General features: G+C 64.2%; 21 protein-coding genes. 10 read left to right on the top strand and 11 right to left on the bottom strand.

Annotation, left to right across the window (positions count from 1 at the left end):
• Positions 1 to 5: 5 nt before the first annotated feature.
• Together FG94_RS02945 and FG94_RS02940 are read left to right on the top strand one after the other, a co-directional pair.
• The gene (locus tag FG94_RS02945) at positions 6 to 386 is read left to right on the top strand and encodes a hypothetical protein (RefSeq protein WP_036206862.1); all 381 of its coding nucleotides are present in this window, start codon (positions 6 to 8) and stop codon (positions 384 to 386) included.
• Positions 386 to 1,306: an SMP-30/gluconolactonase/LRE family protein gene (locus FG94_RS02940; RefSeq protein WP_036206859.1), complete on the top strand. Its 921-nt coding sequence runs from the start codon at positions 386 to 388 to the stop codon at positions 1,304 to 1,306. The genes FG94_RS02945 and FG94_RS02940 overlap by 1 nt, the downstream gene beginning before the upstream one ends.
• Positions 1,307 to 1,324: 18 nt before the next feature.
• Here the strand turns inward: FG94_RS02940 and FG94_RS02935 are convergent, their stop codons facing one another.
• Positions 1,325 to 1,981, bottom strand: a complete 657-nt coding sequence (locus tag FG94_RS02935) for a hypothetical protein (RefSeq protein ID WP_152570821.1) — start codon at positions 1,979 to 1,981, stop codon at positions 1,325 to 1,327.
• Positions 1,982 to 2,112: 131 nt separating this feature from the next.
• Here FG94_RS02935 and FG94_RS02930 point away from each other — a divergent pair, with 131 nt between their 5' ends.
• The 6 genes from FG94_RS02930 (at position 2,113) to FG94_RS02905 (ending at position 8,503) form a co-directional block, all read left to right on the top strand.
• Positions 2,113 to 3,426 (top strand): amidohydrolase family protein, encoded by a 1,314-nt coding sequence (locus FG94_RS02930; RefSeq protein ID WP_036206854.1) that lies wholly within the window; start codon positions 2,113 to 2,115, stop codon positions 3,424 to 3,426.
• A gap of 192 nt (positions 3,427 to 3,618) precedes the next feature.
• A complete protein-coding gene (locus tag FG94_RS02925; protein ID WP_036206853.1) occupies positions 3,619 to 4,920 on the top strand; it encodes a dicarboxylate/amino acid:cation symporter in 1,302 nt (433 codons plus the stop codon).
• A gap of 166 nt (positions 4,921 to 5,086) precedes the next feature.
• Positions 5,087 to 5,494 carry a BlaI/MecI/CopY family transcriptional regulator gene (locus tag FG94_RS02920; RefSeq protein WP_036206852.1) on the top strand — a complete coding sequence of 136 codons (408 nt, stop codon included), beginning with the start codon at positions 5,087 to 5,089 and terminating at the stop codon, positions 5,492 to 5,494.
• Positions 5,491 to 6,747 carry a M56 family metallopeptidase gene (locus tag FG94_RS02915; protein WP_036206850.1) on the top strand — a complete coding sequence of 419 codons (1,257 nt, stop codon included), beginning with the start codon at positions 5,491 to 5,493 and terminating at the stop codon, positions 6,745 to 6,747. Before FG94_RS02920 ends, FG94_RS02915 begins: the two co-directional genes overlap by 4 nt.
• Positions 6,748 to 6,833: 86 nt before the next feature.
• Complete coding sequence (locus FG94_RS02910) at positions 6,834 to 7,238, top strand: energy transducer TonB (protein ID WP_229445834.1); 405 nt, start codon at positions 6,834 to 6,836, stop codon at positions 7,236 to 7,238.
• 218 nt (positions 7,239 to 7,456) lie between these two features.
• Positions 7,457 to 8,503, top strand: a complete 1,047-nt coding sequence (locus FG94_RS02905; protein ID WP_051996078.1) for a S41 family peptidase — start codon at positions 7,457 to 7,459, stop codon at positions 8,501 to 8,503.
• Between the two features lie 73 nt (positions 8,504 to 8,576).
• Here the strand turns inward: FG94_RS02905 and FG94_RS02900 are convergent, their stop codons facing one another.
• Positions 8,577 to 9,227, bottom strand: coding sequence for a 3-oxoacid CoA-transferase subunit B (locus FG94_RS02900; protein ID WP_081925750.1), 651 nt, complete (start codon positions 9,225 to 9,227; stop codon positions 8,577 to 8,579).
• 21 nt (positions 9,228 to 9,248) lie between these two features.
• Positions 9,249 to 9,947, bottom strand: coding sequence for a CoA transferase subunit A (locus FG94_RS02895; protein WP_036206847.1), 699 nt, complete (start codon positions 9,945 to 9,947; stop codon positions 9,249 to 9,251).
• Between the two features lie 238 nt (positions 9,948 to 10,185).
• Between FG94_RS02895 and FG94_RS02890 the strand changes: the two genes are divergently transcribed.
• Positions 10,186 to 10,770 carry a PAS and helix-turn-helix domain-containing protein gene (locus FG94_RS02890; protein WP_200879939.1) on the top strand — a complete coding sequence of 195 codons (585 nt, stop codon included), beginning with the start codon at positions 10,186 to 10,188 and terminating at the stop codon, positions 10,768 to 10,770.
• A gap of 35 nt (positions 10,771 to 10,805) precedes the next feature.
• On the opposite strand, the gene FG94_RS02885 is transcribed toward FG94_RS02890, so the two are convergent.
• From FG94_RS02885 to FG94_RS02850, 8 genes are all read right to left on the bottom strand, one after another.
• Positions 10,806 to 11,444 (bottom strand): GNA1162 family protein, encoded by a 639-nt coding sequence (locus FG94_RS02885; RefSeq protein WP_036206842.1) that lies wholly within the window; start codon positions 11,442 to 11,444, stop codon positions 10,806 to 10,808.
• Complete coding sequence (locus FG94_RS02880) at positions 11,441 to 11,803, bottom strand: DUF4810 domain-containing protein (protein WP_036206840.1); 363 nt, start codon at positions 11,801 to 11,803, stop codon at positions 11,441 to 11,443. Before FG94_RS02880 ends, FG94_RS02885 begins: the two co-directional genes overlap by 4 nt.
• A gap of 8 nt (positions 11,804 to 11,811) precedes the next feature.
• Entirely contained in the window at positions 11,812 to 12,141 is a 330-nt protein-coding gene (locus FG94_RS02875) for a hypothetical protein (RefSeq protein ID WP_051996076.1), read from the bottom strand.
• Positions 12,141 to 13,127 carry a CsgG/HfaB family protein gene (locus tag FG94_RS02870; RefSeq protein WP_051996074.1) on the bottom strand — a complete coding sequence of 329 codons (987 nt, stop codon included), beginning with the start codon at positions 13,125 to 13,127 and terminating at the stop codon, positions 12,141 to 12,143. The genes FG94_RS02875 and FG94_RS02870 overlap by 1 nt, the downstream gene beginning before the upstream one ends.
• Before the next feature lie 176 nt (positions 13,128 to 13,303).
• The gene (locus FG94_RS02865) at positions 13,304 to 13,810 is read right to left on the bottom strand and encodes a DUF421 domain-containing protein (protein ID WP_036206838.1); all 507 of its coding nucleotides are present in this window, start codon (positions 13,808 to 13,810) and stop codon (positions 13,304 to 13,306) included.
• 98 nt (positions 13,811 to 13,908) lie between these two features.
• Positions 13,909 to 15,447, bottom strand: a complete 1,539-nt coding sequence (hutH, locus tag FG94_RS02860) for a histidine ammonia-lyase (RefSeq protein WP_036206837.1) — start codon at positions 15,445 to 15,447, stop codon at positions 13,909 to 13,911.
• Positions 15,444 to 15,869, bottom strand: a complete 426-nt coding sequence (locus FG94_RS02855) for a thioesterase family protein (RefSeq protein ID WP_036206836.1) — start codon at positions 15,867 to 15,869, stop codon at positions 15,444 to 15,446. The genes hutH and FG94_RS02855 overlap by 4 nt, the downstream gene beginning before the upstream one ends.
• A 25-nt stretch (positions 15,870 to 15,894) precedes the next feature.
• On the bottom strand, positions 15,895 to 16,704 hold the full coding sequence (locus FG94_RS02850; protein ID WP_307189282.1) for an SDR family oxidoreductase: 810 nt from the start codon (positions 16,702 to 16,704) through the stop codon (positions 15,895 to 15,897).
• 132 nt (positions 16,705 to 16,836) lie between these two features.
• Here FG94_RS02850 and FG94_RS02845 point away from each other — a divergent pair, with 132 nt between their 5' ends.
• On the top strand, positions 16,837 to 18,513 hold the full coding sequence (locus tag FG94_RS02845; RefSeq protein ID WP_200879938.1) for an electron transfer flavoprotein-ubiquinone oxidoreductase: 1,677 nt from the start codon (positions 16,837 to 16,839) through the stop codon (positions 18,511 to 18,513).
• The last annotated feature ends 2 nt before the right edge of the window (positions 18,514 to 18,515 follow it).

Raw genomic sequence — 18,515 nt, 5'->3', positions numbered from 1 at the left:
CCACCATGACCGAGCGCCTCGACGAACAGAGCTTGCAGGACGCCTGCCAGGAACTGGCCCGGGTGGTGCTGGCCGCCGGCCAGCCCCAGGTCTCGAACGACATCCTGGAGACCCTGGCAGACCGCTTCTTCCGGGAAGTCGTCGATTTCGCACCCGGTGTCGCCCGCGCCGGACGCGATCCGAACCTGCTCACGCGCGCGGTCCACTACCTGAACGACGCCCACGCCCTGCCCCTCATGGGCACCGACATGGAGTGGTTCCGCCAGGCGCTGGTATGCCTGGTGGAGCTGGCCGTGCCGGGCATTGCCCTGTCCGAACAGGGCGGCGCCTTCCTGCGCGACGTGCAGCTCGGAATCCAGCAGTCGCTCGGGGACCTGGAGGGTTGATGCCTGTGTCCACGAACGTGTTATTCCTTTCGCTCGCCCTGGTGGCGAAGAACGCCCTCGCCGCATCCTGCGGCGCACCGCCTTCCGGCATGCTTCAGGCCGAACGCGTTGCCGCCGTCACGGCCTCGCGCGCCGAACCCGGCCTGTTCGAGGGGCCGGTGTGGGTCAAGGATGCGCTCTACTTCTCCGACTTCAGCTTCGCCAAGGGCTTTCCCTCGCGCGTGCGCAAGCTGGCCCAGGACGGCACCGTAAGCACCGCGATCGAGGACAGCGGCAGCAACGGCCTGGCGGTGGACGCCGACGGCAGGCTGGTGCTGGCCAGCCACAAGGACAAGGCGCTGGTGCGCCATGCGCCGGATGGCCAAGCCGTACGGCTGGCCGCCGGTTTCAAGGGGAATGTGTTCAACTCGCCCAACGACATCGCGATCGCGGGCGACGGGACGATCTACTTTACCGATCCGGACTGGCAGAAGGCGGCCGCGCCCGGCGGGCAGCCGGTGACGGGCGTCTACCGCGTCGGCACGAACGGCGAGGTGACGCTGGTGGACGGCACGCGTCCGAATCCCAACGGGATCGCGCTGTCGCCTGCCGGGGACGTCTTGTACGTGAACGCCAGCGACGGCTTGCTGGTGGCCTATCCGATTGTCGAAGGCGTGCCGCAGGCCGGGCGCTCCCTGGTGAGCGGACTGGAAGGTGCGGACGGCATGACGGTCGATTGCCACGGCAACCTGTACGTGACCGAGCATGCGGCGCAACGGGTGCGCGTGTTTTCGCCGCAGGGCAAGCAGCTGGCGACGATCCGGGTGGACGCCAACGTCACCAACGCGGCCTTCGGCGGCAAGGACGGCAAGACCCTGTACATCACCGGCGCAGGCGCGCTGTGGCAGCTGCCGCTGGTCGTGAGCGGCATGCCGTACTGAGCCGTCTTCCCAAGGCCCTCAAGGCATGGGCATGCGCGCCACCTTGTCGGGCCAGACGCAGAAATGCGGCTCGGCGCTTCCCATGTCCGTGTCGGTCGGCAGCACCCGCAGGGCACCTCCGCGCACGAAGCCGGTGACCATGACGATCCGGCCGTTCCACACCCCGCGTTGAAACGCCTGCTTGTCCGTATCCCGCTCCGGGCCGTCCGCGCCCGGTGAAGACCAGAGGATCACCAGGTCGCCGCGCCGGACCGGGCTGCCCACCGCGTCCAGCGCCGGAACAGACTCGCCCCGGCGGGAGCAGCGATGGGGAGGGTCGGACCTGGCGAAGACCGGCTTGGGGGGCATGTGCGCCAGCTGGTACAGGGAGAAACCAAGGGTGGCGACGCAGCCCAGGAGCAGCACGACCGGATACGCCACTGCCCAGGGCTTGCCCCTTCTCGCCGCAATGCTGGCCGCCGGCGCCAGCATCAGCAGGACGAGCGACACCAGGAAAGACAGCTCGAGCGCATGGGCGATGCGCGCCAGCCGCGTCCAGTTGTAGGGCACTGGGCTGCCAGCTTGTCCCGCCACGAAACCCCAGGCGACGAACAGGCCGGCAAGCCAGATGATGTTCAGGGCAATCGTCCGGTCGAACTTCATTCGCATGCGCCCCCTGTTGTGTATTCCCGACATCATAGCGTTCGAGGCGGCACGCATAATCCGCGAATTGTCACAGCCGCCATCGGTCGCGCAATGCAGACACCTCGGCAAGGCTCCGATATGATGGCATTTTTCCAACACAACAAGATAAGAGGAAAACACCCATGCGACTCCCTGCCAGGCAACTTGCCCTTTCGGTGTTCACGATCCTGGGCATGCTTGCCTCCGTCCTTGGCCACGCCCAGGCGGCGCCGAAAGCGCCGCCTCGTCCGGTCCTGGTCACGGCCGCCCAGGTCTGGACCGGCGAAGGCGCGCCGCACGCGGGCTGGGGCGTGCTGGTCGCGCAGGGCCGCATCCAGGCGGTCGGCCCGCTCGAGAAGATGACCGTGCCGGCCGACGCCGAACGCATCACCCTCCCCGGCAAAACGCTTATTCCAGGCATGATCGACCTGCACTCGCACGTCCTCCTGCATCCCTATAACGAAACCACCTGGGACGACCAGGTGATCAAGGAGCCGGTCGCCTACCGCATCATGCTGGCCGGCCGCCATGCGGCTGCGACCCTGCAGGCCGGCTTCACCACCCTGCGCGACCTCGGCACCGAAGGCGCCGACTATGCCGACGTCGGCATCAAGCGCGCCATCGACGAGGGCGTCGCGCCCGGTCCGCGCCTGCTGGTCGCCACCAGGGCCATCGTCGCCAGCTACAGCTATGGCCCGGCCGAGAAGAGCTACCGTCCGGACATGGAGATCCCCTACGGCGCCCAGCCGGCCACCGGCATCGATGAAGTGACCAAGGCGGTGCGCGAGCAGTCGGCGCGCGGCGCGGACTGGATCAAGATCTACGGCGACTACCGCACCGGCATCGACGGCACGGCGCGCCCGACCTTCACCATGGAGGAGATGAAGGCGATGGTCGCCGCCACCCACGTCACCGGGCGCAAGGTCGCGGTGCACGCGAGCAGCGACGACGCGATCCGCATGGCGGTGCTGGCAGGGGCGGACACCATCGAGCATGGCTACGGGGCCTCGGAAGCGACATTCAGGCTGATGAAGGAGCGCGGCGCCGCCTACATCCCGACGCTCACTGCGCCGGAGGCGACCGGGGAATACTTCCAGAAGCATGTGCGTGGCGGCGCGCCGACACCAGCCATGCAGCAGGCGCAGCGCGCCTTCGCGCTGGCGCGCAAGATCGGCGTCACGATCGGCAACGGCAGCGACGTCGGCGTGTTCGCGCACGGGACCAATGCGCGCGAGCTGGAATGGATGGTCAAGCTCGGGATGTCGCCGCTGGAGGCGATGCGGGCGGCAACCGTGGTGGCGGCGGAGATCCTGGGGAAGTCGAAGGAGCTGGGGCAGTTGAAGGCGGGGATGCTGGCGGACGTGGTGGCGGTGGATGGGGATCCGACCAGGGATATCGGGGCAGCAGCGAAGGTGGGATTTGTGATGAAAGGTGGGGAGGTGTTCAGGCGGCCGTGAACTTGGGCACCGGCCTTCGCCGGTGCGACGATCCTTGGAGTGGAGGTCAACAGCACACGTTCCAGAAATATCACGCGATACACAATCAGCATATCCGCAACAAGATATAAGGCCTGCGGATATCCACAATAGATTGGGCGTGACACTTCCACGATGATGGCAACACCACAAACTTCACTACGAAGCGTTGCCATGAAAAAGCCATTCTATAAAGTCCTGTATGTCCAGGTGCTGTTCGCCATCGTGCTTGGCGTGCTGCTGGGGGTGTTCTACCCTGAACTGGGCGCGAAGATGAAGCCCTTGGGAGACGGTTTCATCAAGCTCATCAAGATGATCATCGCCCCGGTGATCTTCTGTACCGTCGTCGCCGGTATCGCCGGCATGCAGGACATGAAAAAAATCGGCCGCGTCGGCGGCAAGGCCCTGCTCTACTTCGAGGTCGTCTCGACCTTCGCGCTGGCCATCGGCCTGGTGGTCGCCAACTGGGTCAAGCCGGGCGCCGGCTTCAACGTCGACGCCGCCCACCTCGACGCTTCGTCGATCGCCCAGTACACCGCGAAGGCCAAGGACCAGAGCACCGTCGACTTCGTGATGAACATCATCCCGAACACCTTCGTCGATGCCTTCGCCAAGGGCGACATCCTGCAGGTCCTCCTGATCGCGCTGCTGTTCGGCTTCTCGCTGTCGATGCTGGGCGAGCGTGGCCGTCCGGTGACCAAGATGATCGACGACTTCTCGCACGCCATCTTCGGCGTCGTGAACATCGTCATGAAAGCCGCCCCGATCGGCGCCTTCGGCGCGATGGCCTTCACCATCGGCAAGTACGGCCTCGATTCGCTGCTGCCGCTGGCCAAGCTGATGGGTTCCTTCTACCTGACCTGCTTCGTGTTCGTAATCGGCGTGCTGGGCCTCATCGCCAAGTTCACCGGCTTCTCGATCATCCGCTTCATCAAGTACATCAAGGAAGAACTGCTGATCGTGCTCGGCACCAGCTCGTCGGAAAGCGCCCTGCCGGCCCTGATGCGTAAACTCGAACGCCTCGGCTGCTCCAAGCCGGTGGTCGGCCTGGTGGTCCCGACCGGCTACTCGTTCAACCTGGACGGCACCAACATCTACATGACGATGGCGGCCCTGTTCGTTGCCCAGGCGACCAACACCGACCTGACCCTGATGCAGGAACTGACCATCCTGGCGGTGGCGATGCTGACCTCGAAGGGCGCATCGGGCATCACCGGCGCCGGCTTCATTACCCTGGCGGCGACGCTGGCTGTGGTCCCGACCATCCCGGTGGCCGGCATGGCCCTGATCCTCGGCATCGACCGCTTCATGAGCGAAGCCCGCGCCCTGACCAACTTCGTCGGCAACGGCGTAGCCACCGTGGTGGTGTCGAAGTGGGAGAAGGAACTCGACACCCAGCGCATGGACGACGTCCTGCACGGTCGCGTACCGGTGGACGGCGACAAGGACCTGGAGCCGGTGCGCGCCGCCGCCTGACTCCGCCGCGCCCGTCCCAAAGAACCGCATCTCCGGATGCGGTTTTTTTTCGTCTTCGTTCGGGGCTCTTACTCATCGCGCATAAAGCATGCACGGTACGCGAAAAGAGTAGACACCGGTGTCTAGACACACTATTCTAGATCCGACCAAACCAATGAGGACGCTCATGCCACGCAAACCCGATACCCCCAAGCCGACCCCGGCCGAACTCGAACTGCTGCAAGTCCTGTGGCCGATGGCCTCGGGCACCGCCAAGCAGGTGCACCAGGAAATGCAGAAGACCAAGCCCGAGGTCACCTACGCCACCGTGCTGCGCCTGATGCAGATCATGCACGGCAAGGGCCTCCTGGTGCGCGACGAGAGCGAACGCTCGCACGTCTATGCCCCGGCCCACGCCCAGGACTCGGTCGAGAGCAACCTGTTGAAGGACCTGATGCAGCGCGCCTTCGCCGGTTCGGCCAAGGCCCTGGTGCTGGCCGCGCTGAAGACCGGCATCTCGAAGAAGGAACGGGAAGAGATCGAGGAACTGCTGCGTGACGACAAGCCGGAGGACAAGGCCGGGGTGAAGAAATGAACGCCGCCGACCTCGTCGCCAGCGTCGGCTGGACCCTGGTCCACTTCCTGTGGCAGGGCGCGCTGATCGGCTGCGCCACCGCCACCCTGCTGACCGTGCTGCGCAACAGGCGCCCCGAATCGCGCTACCTGGTCGCCTGCACTGGCCTGTTCCTGTGCCTGGCCTGGCCCGCTCTTGAGCTGGCGCTGCGCCTGCAGGGCGGCGGCGGCGGCGGTGGCGATGCGATGGTGCTGTTCGCCGCCGGCTTGATCGCCGGCTCGCCCGTCGACGAGGGCTGGGGCGCCCTGCTGGCGGACCAGCTGACCTGGATCGTGGGCACCTGGGCCGTGTGCGCCCTGGCGATGGCCCTGCGCATGGTAGCCGGGCTGCTGTGGATCGAGCGCGCCGCCACGCACGAGCGCGTCGGCCCGGCGTGGCAGGCGCGCATCGAACGCATGGCGACAGGGTTCGGCATCGACCGGGCCGTACGCCTGCGCGTGGTCGAACGCCTCGGCAGCCCGATTACCGCCGGCTGGTGGCGGCCGGTCGTGCTGGTGCCCGCCTCGCTCGTGTCCGGCATGCCGGCCCACCTGCTGGAAGCGCTGCTGGCCCATGAACTGGCCCACATCAAGCGGCACGACTACCTCGTCAACCTCGGCCAGAACCTGGTCGAGACCCTGCTCTTCTACCACCCAGCGGTCTGGTGGATGTCAAGCCGCATCCGAGTGGAGCGGGAACAGATCGCCGACGATCACGCGGCAAGGATACTGGGCGAACCGCGGCGCCTGGCCCTGGCCCTATCCGAACTGGAAAAACTCCAGTTCTCAACCCACCACCTGGCCCAGGCGGCCAACGGAGGAGATCTTATGTCACGCATCAAACGATTGGTTCGTCCCGATACGCAAGCGTTGAACTGGAAGGCGGCCATTCCCGTACTGGGACTGGTCATCGGCGCCGCAAGCTTTGCCCATGCGGCGCCCACGACGCCGGTCAAGAAGGATAGCGAGGCCGTGGCCAACTTCGACACCTGCAAGCGGCCGCACTACCCGGCCGAATCGATCAAGCTGCAGCATACCGGCACCGTCACCCTCGGCTTCCTGGTCGGCAAGAACGGCAAGGTAAAGGAATCGAAGGTCACCAAATCGTCCGGCCACGTGGCGCTCGACGAGGCCGCACATACCGCACTGACCAAGTGCACGTTCAAGCCGGCCACGGCCAAGGGCAAGCCGGTCGAGGCCTGGACCGCGGTGCAGTACGTCTGGACGCTGGAGTAAGCGGCAATGCGCGTGTTACGCTTGGAGGATTCGCGGGGACGCCCGCCCATCCCTGGCGTGACACGCCGACCGATAGAGGAGAACGCATGACCGGCATCACCCGTTTTGTCACCCTGCTGCGGCACACGCAGCGTCGCAGCCTCTCATCCGTCTTGCTTGTGGCAGTGGCCGCATCGACCGGCCTGGCGCAGGCCGCCCCGGACGGCGCGGCGCCGGTTCCGCGCCCCCTGGTGGACACCAGCACCTGCAGCAGGCCGATCTATCCCGAGGAAGATGCACGACTGAAGAACGCCGGCACGGTCACGATGCAATTCCTCATCGGCGCCGACGGGTGGGTCGTGGAGTCGAAAATCCAGAAATCAAGCGGCTATGCCAGCCTCGACGAGGCGGCGCGCTCGGGACTGGCCAAATGCAGATTCAAGCCGGCGACGCTTGAGGGCAAGCCGGTGCGTGCATGGGTGGGCGTCCAGTACGTCTGGACGCCGGAATAGAAAGCAGCCCCGGCGCTTGCGCATCCGGACTTGCATGTTTGGCGGGCGGCGCAAGCCGCCCGTTTCCGTATACCGCGTCCACGCCGCTCAGCTTGCCAGTTTATGCGCATCGAATTGCCGAGACGAAGCGCCATTGCTACCATGAGGTAAAAATAACACTTTGAGCTAGCAAGAATAAGTTCACGCTTACCGACGTTTCCTTTACCCATAGGATCCACATGCACCCGATTCGTACCCTGCTGCTCGTACCCTGCATACTCGCTTCCCTCGCCTGCGATGCCAGGGCCGAGGTCGACGAGGCAACCCGCAAGGCCGTGATCGCCGAACTCGGCGCAAAGGTCAGCGACATCTACGTCTTCCCGGACAAGGCGAGGCAGATCGTCGAACGCCTGAACGCGCGCGAGCAAAGCGGCGCCTACCGCACCGCCAAGGATCTTACCGCCTTCGCAGAAATGCTCACCGAAGACCTGCGCCAGCCGACCGGGGACAAGCACCTTGGCGTGCGCTACCAGGCGAGGCCCATGCCTCCGGACACCAGCACCGGCAAACGCGGCCCGACGCCCGAGCAGGAGCGCCAGTTCGCCGAGTTCCTGAAGTCGCGCAACTACGACATCCGCAAGGTGGAAACCCTGCCCGGCAACATCGGTTATATCGACCTGCGCAGCTTCCCGCAGGCCTCGGCCGCCAAGCCCGCGCTGAGCGCAATGATGAACCTGGTGGCGGACACCGACGCGCTCATCGTCGACCTGCGACACAACGGCGGTGGCGATCCCCACGCGGTCGCCTTCATGTCCAGCTACCTGTTCGACAAGCGCACCCACCTGAACGACATGTACTGGCGTGAAGGCGGCCGCACGGAGGCGTTCTGGACCGAGGAGGATGCGCCCGGGAGGAAGTTTGGTGGCGCCAAGAAGATCTACGTCCTGACCAGCAAGACGACCTTTTCGGGCGCCGAGGAATTCAGCTACAACCTGCAGCAGCTGCGCCGTGGCGTGATCGTCGGCGAAACCACCGGCGGCGGCGCGCATCCGGGCGGCGTGCACCGCGTCCACCAGCACATGGCGGCCTTCATCCCCGCCGGCCGGGCGATCAACCCGATCAGCAAGACCAACTGGGAAGGCACTGGCGTGGTGCCGGACGTGAAGGTCGCTGCGGAGGACGCGCTGCGCACGGCCGAGCGCCTGGCGCTGACCGAACTGTTGAAGTCACCCGCAAATGAAGGGCATGCGCAGCGGCTGCGCCAGCGCCTGGACGCCCTGAAATAAAAAGCCCGCAGTCGACCTGCGGGCCCGCTTGCACAAGCGCGGGGCCGACAATGCCGCCCCCGCGCTTTTTCTTTCAGAGCGCCGAGACGTCCAGCTCGCAGCCGGTCGCCGCCAGCACCTGCTCGGTCGTCACGCCCGGCGCCAGTTCCACCAGCTTGAGGCCGGTATAGGTGACGTCGAGGACGCCCAGGTCGGTGATGATGCGGTCCACCACGCCGACGCCGGTGAGCGGCAGGTCGCATTTCGGCAGGATCTTGTGGCTGGTCGAGCCGTCCTTGGCGGTGGCGACGTGCTCCATCACCACGACCACGCGCTTGACGCCGGCCACCAGGTCCATCGCGCCGCCCATGCCCTTCACCATTTTGCCCGGGATCATCCAGTTGGCGAGATCGCCGCGCTCGGACACCTGCATCGCGCCCAGGATCGCCAGGTTAATCTTGCCGCCGCGGATCATGCCGAAGGAATCGGCCGAGCTGAAATAGGCAGCGCCCGGCAGCGCCGTGACGGTCTGCTTGCCGGCGTTGATCAGGTCGGCGTCCACTTCGTCTTCCGTCGGGAAGGGGCCGATGCCCAGCAGGCCGTTTTCCGACTGCAGGAAAACCTCGATATCGTTGGGGACGTAATTCGCCACCAGGGTCGGCAGGCCGATGCCCAGGTTCACATAGAAACCGTCCTGCAGTTCCTTCGCCGCGCGCGCGGCCATTTCATCACGAGTCCATGCCATGTTTCTGTCTCCGCTCTAGTCTCAGTTGGCGCGCACGGTGCGCTGTTCGATGCGCTTTTCCGGCGTCGGGTTATGCACGATGCGGTGCACGAAGATGCTCGGGGTGTGCACCTGGTCCGGATCGATCTCGCCGATCTCGACCAGCTCTTCGACTTCCACGATGCAGATCTTGCCCGCGGTGGCCACGTTCGGGTTGAAGTTGCGCGCGGTCTTGCGGTACAGGAGGTTGCCGGCCTTGTCGGCCTTCCATGCTTTCACCAGCGAGACGTCCGGCAGCAGCGAACGTTCCATCACGTAGTGCTCGCCGTCGAATTCGCGGGTTTCCTTGCCTTCGGCGACGATGGTGCCGTAGCCGGTCTTGGTGTAGAAGGCCGGAATGCCGGCGCCGCCGGCGCGCAGCTTCTCGGCCAGCGTGCCCTGCGGGGTGAATTCGAGCTCGAGTTCGCCGGCCAGGAACTGGCGTGCGAATTCCTTGTTTTCGCCGACGTAGGAGGAGATCATCTTCTTGATCTGGCGGGTTTCCAGCAGCTGGCCCAGGCCGAAGCCGTCCACGCCCGCATTGTTCGAAATGGCCGTCAGATTCTTGACGCCGGAATCGCGGAGCGCCGCGATCAGCGCTTCCGGAATGCCGCACAGGCCGAAGCCGCCCACGGCGATGGTCTGGCCGTCTGCAACGATGCCGGCGAGCGCCGACTTCGCATCAGGATACACTTTGTTCATACCCGTCCCTTTTATAGGTTAAGCGAAAAGCTCTTCTGTACTACAGAGTAGAGGGCACCTCGAAAAACCGTCGCGAGCGGCAGCAGTTGCGATCGAGAAGCGCAGTCGTACGGCGGTATGACGAGCATCGCAGATCGCAAATGCAACGCGCAGCAGGTTTTTCGGGGTGCCCTTGAGTCTCAGCATAAAATACGCTGTACTGAATAACAATACCGTAGAAATACGGGCGGCCCCGTCCATGAACCGAGCAGTCGATCCACCTCAAGTGACCCCATCCAGCGCCATCGATTACGAGATGATCTTCCAGCACGCGCCGGTGGGCATGTGCGTCTCGGCCGATCGCGTGATCCAGTCCTGCAACCGGGCCCTGGCAAGCATGTTCGGCTACGCCGAGGGAGACCTGAACGGCAAGTCCTTCAGCGTGCTCTACCCCACGATGGACGAATTCCTGCGCACGGGCGACCGCATCGTGCCGATCATGAACGCCAAGGGGCGCTATTCCGACGAGCGCATCATGCGCCGCGCCAGCGGCGAGCTGTTCTGGTGCCACGTCACCGGGAGCGCGCTCGATCCGGGCCTGCCGCTCGGCGCCGGCGTCTGGACCTTCGAGGACGTGAGCGAAAAACGGCCGGTGTCGGCCGAGCTGACCCCGCGCGAACGCGAGATCGCGGCGCTGCTGGTGGAAGGCAAGACCAGCAAGATGATCGCGCGCGATACCGACCTGAGCCCGCGCACGGTGGAGATGCACCGCGCCAGCCTGATGCGCAAGTTCGCCGCATCGACCTCGTCGGAGCTGGTGCACAAGCTGGTCGGGGCGCGCTGAGCTTGGCAGCGCGGAAAACCGCGCTGCCGACGTCATTAATTGGGTGCGCGGTAGGGGCCGTCGGGGATTGCGGTCGGGCCGTTGATGAACACCTGGTCGTTCGCCATGTAGGCAAGCGGCATATAGTTCGGAGCCGCACGCGTGAGCGCCGCACTGACGGCTGCTGCGATAAGGTTCCCGAGAGGATGCCCCGTGTTCTGGTTCTGAGGCGTGTACTGCATCTGCTTGTTTGCGGACCACAACTCGATACCGTCCTTCGACACCATACGGTAGTCGAAATTGACCGTAACGGTCGTCGCGAACACAGCATACTGGGCGTCCCAGCGGTTGATCGTCACGTACAGCACCGCGTCGGCCCCGAACAGTTTTGCCAGCGCCTCTGGTTGCTGTTGGTGTACGACCTCGCCTTCGTAGAAGCCCTCCTGTTCCAACACGGTCTTCGCTGTATGCACAGGGAAGACGTAGAAGCCCTTCTCGGCCAGCGGCAGGCTAAGCGTGGTCAGGAGGTAGTTGGGCGCATCCACGTCCAGCGATTTATTAACCGCCGGGACCACCAGGATCGAACGAGGTTTGGCTGACTGAAAAGCGCTCAAATCGGTTTTGGCCACCGGTGCAGCGCAACCGGTGACGAGGAGCGCTGCTACCAACGCAATCAATGCCTTGATCGATTTCATGTCTTCGCCTCCGGGGCAGTTTTCGGGCTGCTCAGGTTCTTGATCAGCGCATCCATCAGGCCGGCGCTTTCGGGCCAGACGGCGCGTTCCTTGCGGTAGTTTTCCACTGCACGGTCACGGTCTCCTGCCTGGAGATAGAGCGTACCGAGGTCAGCGTACAGTCCGGGCGCCACCTTGAGCGTGCCCTTCTCGAGCTTGGTGACATGCTCCTGCAGTTTCTGCAGGTTGGCCGCCGTGGTCTCGGGCTCCTTGTACGACTCGTACAGCATGCCGTTATAGCCGCCCCAGTCGTAAAGGGAGCGTTGGGTCGCGCATCCGCTCAGGACGAGCAGTGCAAGGAGTACGATTATCGATTTCATCTTGTCTCCTAATTCAGGCCGAAGGAGCGGGAAACGCCGTCGGCAAGGTACACGCGTTCGTTCAGCAGCACCTGGCTGCCCATGCGAACTTCAACCAGATGAGTGCCTGGCAGCACGCGCAGAGTGGCCTTTCCTTCGACGTAGTCGCCAGCCATGCCGACGTCGAGACGATCAAGGAACACGCGGGCTCCTGCCTGGCCTTCATGGGCAAGCCTGAACGAAATTTGCGGACGTTGGTCAACCACCGTCTGCTTCTCGGTAGGCATTTGCACGCAGCCAGAAAGCGAAGACACGCCAAGCACGAGTGCCAGCGCGAGGGAATGGAATTGGCGCCGCATCACATGCCCTCCTTCGCACGCACTGTCAATTGTTCGATCTTATAGCCTTGCAACGAGCCGCTGACGAGGCTCCCTACAGCGCCTTCGCTCATTTCAGTATCGCCAAAGAGTGAATCGATACGCAGCTGGGCAACTTCTTGACCTGGTAACGCAATCTCGAAGCCTGTCTGAGGCGACTTCACTTTCTGGCCCAGGGTCTGCACGGAGAACACCATACCGGGCCGCAGGCCCTGCGACTTGCCACCAGAAATGAAATAGCGACCCTGCTCGGTGGCGATGATCGAGGTTTGCCATGGGCGATTGCCGAGTTCAGTCGTAAGCCGGTTGACCACTTCCGAAATCGCCTGACGAATCGAAGAGTCGTTCAGGGTGCCGTCATAGGAAGCGCGCGAACCGAAGCCGAAGGTAGAACCAGTTTCGGTCGAAGACTCGCCGGCGCCGGAGGCAGCAAAAAAACTTTGTCCGGTGACCGCGTCGACAAGACGCACATCGACCTTGGCAAATGCAACCTGCTTCTTGGTGGCGGACACAAAGCCGGATTCGCCAACGGTCTTACGGCCGAATTCAGTCAGCGAACCCATGATCAGCGCGTCAACGCCGACCAAGTTCTGCTTGATGCCGGTACGCGCCGCTTCCTCCTGAAGTTTGGCGAAATCGCTGCGCTCAAGTACTACGAAGGCGCCTGATTCAGTAAGCGCCTTGCCGAGCATATCGGAAACCTGCTTGCCAACCGGGTCACCAGCGTCGTCGCGCAGTAACGACTTTCCGTAGTTCGTTTCGTTCGACACGCGCCCGATCGCAATCTTGCGCTTCAAGACGGGCCGTGCAGGCGCGGCATTGGCAACTTCGGCCTGCGCACGCTTCTGCTCCGCAGTGGACTGCGGCGCCTCCTTTACCTGCGCTGGTGGTGTCTGCGTAGCGCAACCGGCGAGCAGCGCAAGCGCAGTCATACAGGCGCCGGCTGTTATTGTTTTGAATGAGTCCATATATTCCTTTTTGTCTGTGGATGACCATCGCCCATCAGTAACGCCGCGGAATATACAGAAATTAAAGAATGGAAATTCTCCCCTATTGTAACGATTGGCAAATACGCAACGGTAATTTGCAAACTATCATGTCAGCGTAACAGTTAAGTGCTCCAAGGGATCGTGACTCGGCCCAGTCATCCATGGTGCCTGCGGCGCACAACCGTGATGGCGCCGTCGCCTTCAATATAGGCCAACTTGACCTCGTCCAGGCTGGTGATTTCCTGCTGCCGCAAGGAACTCATCAGTTCGTCCTCGGTCAGGAATTCGCGCCGCATGTTGCGCCTCAAGAGTTTTCCATCGCGGACCACCGGAATCGGCGGCGCCGACACCAGGCGTTCGATGAAGCGGAAGCGGTAGCTCGCCGCGTTCAGGGCGTAATCCCACAGCACCAGCACGGCGATCAGGATCAGCCCTTCCGTCACCGATTCGTAGGCGCCGAATGCGTTCGACGCCGCTCCCGCGATCAAGAGCAGGAAAATCAGGTCGATGGCCGCCAGCTCGCCGCCGGTACGGCGCGGCATCAGGCGCATCAGGACCAGGATGACCGCGTACAGCACCGTGGCGCGTACGGCCAGTTCGATGAGTGGCGTATTGACTGCGAACATGGCGTCCCAATTGGGCTGGCCAAGCTTTTCGAACATCGCTTCCTCCTGCAGGTCGGCATGCCATGGAAGGGCATGCTCACGGCCCTATTTAAGCAGCAGCGCGCAGAAGGGGGCGCAGCCCTCGTCGTATCGGATCAGTTACCGAGGGGCCAGTCCTTTGCGCGTATCCGGTCCAGCAGCAGCCGCAGCTCCTGATCCAGCCGCCGATCCTCGATCATCGGTGCACTCACGCACCCGACACCCTCCGCCATCGCGGCCAGGGCCCGAGGTACGACATGGGCTTCCCCGCCGCGAGTGCGCAGCCATATTCCTTGACTCACCGCGATCAGCAGCGCCGCCCCCACCTGCTCGGTCAGTTCCAGCACCCGCAGGCAATCGCGCGCCGCGATCGTCCCCATGCTGACCTTGTCCTGGTTGTGGCATTCGGTCGAGCGCGAGAACACCGAGGCCGGCATGGTCAGCTTGAGCGCCTCCGCCGTCCACGCCGAGACGCTAATCTGCAGCGCCTTCAGCCCGTGCGAAATCGCCGCGCGCTCTCCCTGCATGCCCGACAAGTTGGCCGGCAGGCCCGCGTTGTAACGGGTATCGACCAGCAGTGCCAGCTGGCGGTCCATCAAGTCCGCCAGGTTGGCCACCGCATTCTTCATGCCGTCCATGGCGAACGCGATGTGGCCGCCGTAGAAATGCCCGCCGTGCAGCACACGTTCGCCCTCAGGGTCGATGATGGGATTGTCGTTGGCGCTGTTCAGCTCATTCTCGATCGTAGCGCGGAAGAAGGGCAGCGCGTCGACAAGCACGCCGATGACATGCGGCGCGCAACGGATCGAGTAGCGGTCCTGCAGGCGCTTGCCGTTGCGCTCTCCCTGTCCGGTGTAGGCAAGGTCCGCGCGCAGCCAGCTTGCTACCTGCTGCATGCCCGCATGCGGCTTGACCGAGAACAGCGTCTCGTCGAAGTGGTGGGCGTTTCCGTCCAGGGCGAACGAGGCCATCGCGGTGATGCGCGTCGCCAGCCGGGCCAGGTAGGCGGCGCGGTCCCAGGCCAGGCAGGCCAGACCCGTCATGACGGCGGTGCCGTTCATGAGCGCCAGACCTTCCTTCGGCCGCAGGCGTAGCGGCGCGATGCCGGCCGCGCGCAGGGCCTCCCCGGCCGGCACCTGCACGCCGTCGCGCAGCACTTCGCGCTCGCCGCACAGCACCGCCGCCAGGTAGGACAGGGGTGTCAGGTCGCCGCTGGCGCCAACCGATCCCTCGCTCGGGATCAGGGGCAGAAGGCCGGCGCCGAACAAGCGCACGATCTGCTCCAGCAGCCCGATACTCACGCCTGAATAACCCTTGCACAGCGAAGCCAGCCGCGCTGCCATGACGGCGCGGGTCTGCCCGGCATCGAGATACGCACCCAGGCCGCAGCCGTGATACGTGTAGAGCTGGCGCGGCAACTCGGGGACCAGGTGCAGCGGCACCGCAACGGTGCATGAGTCGCCGTAGCCGGTGGTCACGCCATAAATGACGCCCTCCTCGCGCAGCAGTCGGTCGAGGAAGTCGGCGCCGCGCGCGATCCTGGCGCGGAAAGCCGGATCGCCGGACAGCACGGGTTGCGCCACGCCATACGCGATGGCGACGATGTCCTCGATCCCCAGCCGCCCTTCGTCGAAGCGAACGGTATCGGCGCTCATGCGCTAGGCAGCAGCGCCCGCAGGCGCTCCGGCAGCGGCCGGGACTTCTCGGCCTTGAAGTCGATCCACACCACCTTGGCGCCGCCTTCGGCATGCAGCGCGCCGGCTTGTCCATCCGAACTGACCAGCCGGATCTCGTGCGTGACTTCGATGCTCGAGCGGCCCGGCGGACCGACATAGGTCGTGACTTCGATCTCGCCCGGGTAGGTCAGCTGCTTGAGGAAGCTGCAGTAGGCGTTGACGACGACCGGGCCCTCGGTCGAGGCGGCCGGGTCGGCCAGCGCGCCGCTTTGTTCCAGCCACGCGATGCGGGCCGATTCGATATAGCGGAAATAGACGGTGTTGTTGACGTGACCCATCGCATCCATGTCGCCCCAACGGATGGGGATCCTCATGGAATGCACGAACTGCTTGTTGCTCATTGCTTCCTTTGTTGCTCGTTCTTGATTACTGCGCCGTCATGCCGTCGTCGGCCGTGATGACGGCGCCATTGATGAAATGGGCCTCGTCCGCCGCCAGCAGCAGCAGGAGCCCGTCGAGGTCTTCCGGCCTGCCGGTGCGCTTGCGGGGCAGCATGTCGATCAGCTTGCGGCCCTGCTCGGTGTCGAAGTAGTCCTCGTTCATTTCGGTCGAGATGTAGCCGGGGCAGATGGCATTGACGTTGATGCCGTAGCGGCCCCACTCCACCGCCATCGCCTTGGTCATCTGCACCACGCCGGCCTTGCTCATGCAGTACACGCCGATCTGCGGCAGCACGCGCAGGCCCGCGACCGAAGCGATGTTGACGATGCGGTGCTGCTTGCGCGGGTCGCCCTTGGCGCGCTGGATCATGCGCTTGGCGGTCTGCTGCGCGACAAAAAAAGCGCCGCGCAGGTTGGTGTCCATGATGTAGTTGTAGTCTTCTTCGGTGACGTCCAGGAGGCGCTGGGTGCTCGACACGCCCGAATTGTTGACCAGGATGTCGATCGGGCCGGCCTCGGTCTCGGCGTGCGCGATGGCCGACTTGATGCTGGCCAGGTCGGTCACGTCCAGGCGCACCACGTGGGCGGCGCCGCCGTCGGCCTCGATCTCGGCGCGCAGCTCCTTGAGCCGCTCGACCCGGCGCGAGGCCAGCACCACCTGCGCGCCGGCCCCGGCCAGCGCCTTGGCGAAACGCGCGCCAAGACCGCTTGAGGCGCCGGTGACCATGGCGATTTTTCCTTCGTAATTGACTTCGATGCCCACGCGGCTCCCCTTCTTTGTCCATTGCGAAGCCATCATGATTACACAAATCATCAGTATTAGATTGCCGCATCTAATAATGTCCGTAAAATGGCGCCCAACGTTGCAATCGACAGTAAAAAAGTGCACACTCGTGCTTAAATTTTTCCTTCTTATTAAAATAATCATATGACTGAGCCAACCAACATCCTTGAACAATACGGACCGCGCGAAGCCATGGAGTACGACGTGGTCATCGTCGGCGGCGGTCCCGCGGGCCTGTCGGCGGCGATCCGCCTCAAGCAGCTGGCGGCAGAAAAGGGACAAGAGGTCTCGGTCTGCGTGCTCGAGAAAGGCGGCGAGCTGGGTGCGCACATCCTGTCCGGCGCGGTCATGGACCCGATCGCCCTGAACGAGCTGATCCCGGACTGGAAGGAAAAAGGCGCGCCGCTGAACACCGCGGTGACCGAGGACCAGGTGCTGTTACTCACCGAGACCCGCGCGATCAAGACGCCGAACTTCATGGTCCCGAAGATGCTGACCAACCACGGCAACTACGTGATCTCGCTGGCCAATGTGACGCGCTGGCTGGGACAACAGGCGGAAGCGCTGGGCGTCGAGATCTTCCCCGGCTTCCCGGCCGCCGAAGTGCTGTACAACGAGGACGGCTCGGTCAAGGGTGTCGCCACCGGCAACATGGGCGTCAAGCGCGACGGCGAGCCCGGCCCGGACTTCCAGCTCGGCATGGAACTGCATGCCAAGTACACGCTGTTCGCGGAAGGTTCGCGCGGCCACCTGGGCAAGCAGCTGATGGCCAAGTATGACCTGAACAAGGGCAAGGACCCGCAGACCTACGGCATCGGCATCAAGGAGCTGTGGGAGATCGATCCGAGCAAGCACAAGCCGGGCCTGGTGATCCACACCGCCGGCTGGCCGCTCGACAACGACACCTACGGCGGCTCCTTCCTGTACCACCTGGAGAACAACCAGGTGGCGGTCGGCTTCGTGGTGGGCCTGGCCTACCAGAACCCCTACCTGTCGCCCTACGAGGAATTCCAGCGTTACAAGACGCACCCGGCGATCCGCCACTACTTCGAAGGCGGCAAGCGCATCTCGTACGGCGCGCGCGCCATCACCGCGGGCGGCCTGCAATCGCTGCCGAAGACGGTGTTCCCGGGCGGCGCGCTGATCGGCTGCGACGCCGGCTTCCTGAACACTAGCCGCATCAAGGGCAGCCACGCCGCGATCAAGACCGGCATGCTGGCCGCGGAAAGCGCCTTTGCCGCGCTGGGTGAAGGCCGCCAGCACGACGAGCTGGCCTCCTACCCGGCAGCGTTCGAGAAGAGCTGGCTGCACGAGGAACTGCACGTCGCACGCAACTTCAAGCCGTGGATGAGCAAGGGCCTGTACATCGGCACCATCATGACCGGCATCGACCAGATGGTCTTCCGCGGCAAGGCGCCGTGGACGCTGCACCACCAGCACGCCGACCATGAATGCCTGAAGCCCGCCTCGCAATTCAAGCCGATCGCGTATCCGAAACCGGACGGCAAGCTGACCTTCGATCGCCTGTCCTCGGTGTTCATCTCGAACACCAACCACGCCGAAGACCAGCCGATCCACCTGACGCTGAAGAACGCGGCCATCCCGGTGGACGTCAACCTGGCCAAGTATGCGGGCCCGGAACAGCGCTACTGCCCGGCCGGCGTGTACGAGTTCGTCAAGAACGACGATGGCCAGGACCGCCTGCAGATCAACGCCCAGAACTGCGTGCACTGCAAGACCTGCGACATCAAGGACCCGACGCAGAACATCGTCTGGGTGACGCCGGAAGGCGGCGGCGGCCCGAACTACCCGAACATGTGATC

Origin of the sequence: Massilia sp. LC238, assembly GCF_000735635.1 — a bacterium.
Taxonomy (GTDB): Bacteria; Pseudomonadota; Gammaproteobacteria; order Burkholderiales; family Burkholderiaceae_D; genus Telluria; species Telluria varians.
This window is presented reverse-complemented; position numbering and strand designations above follow the sequence as displayed.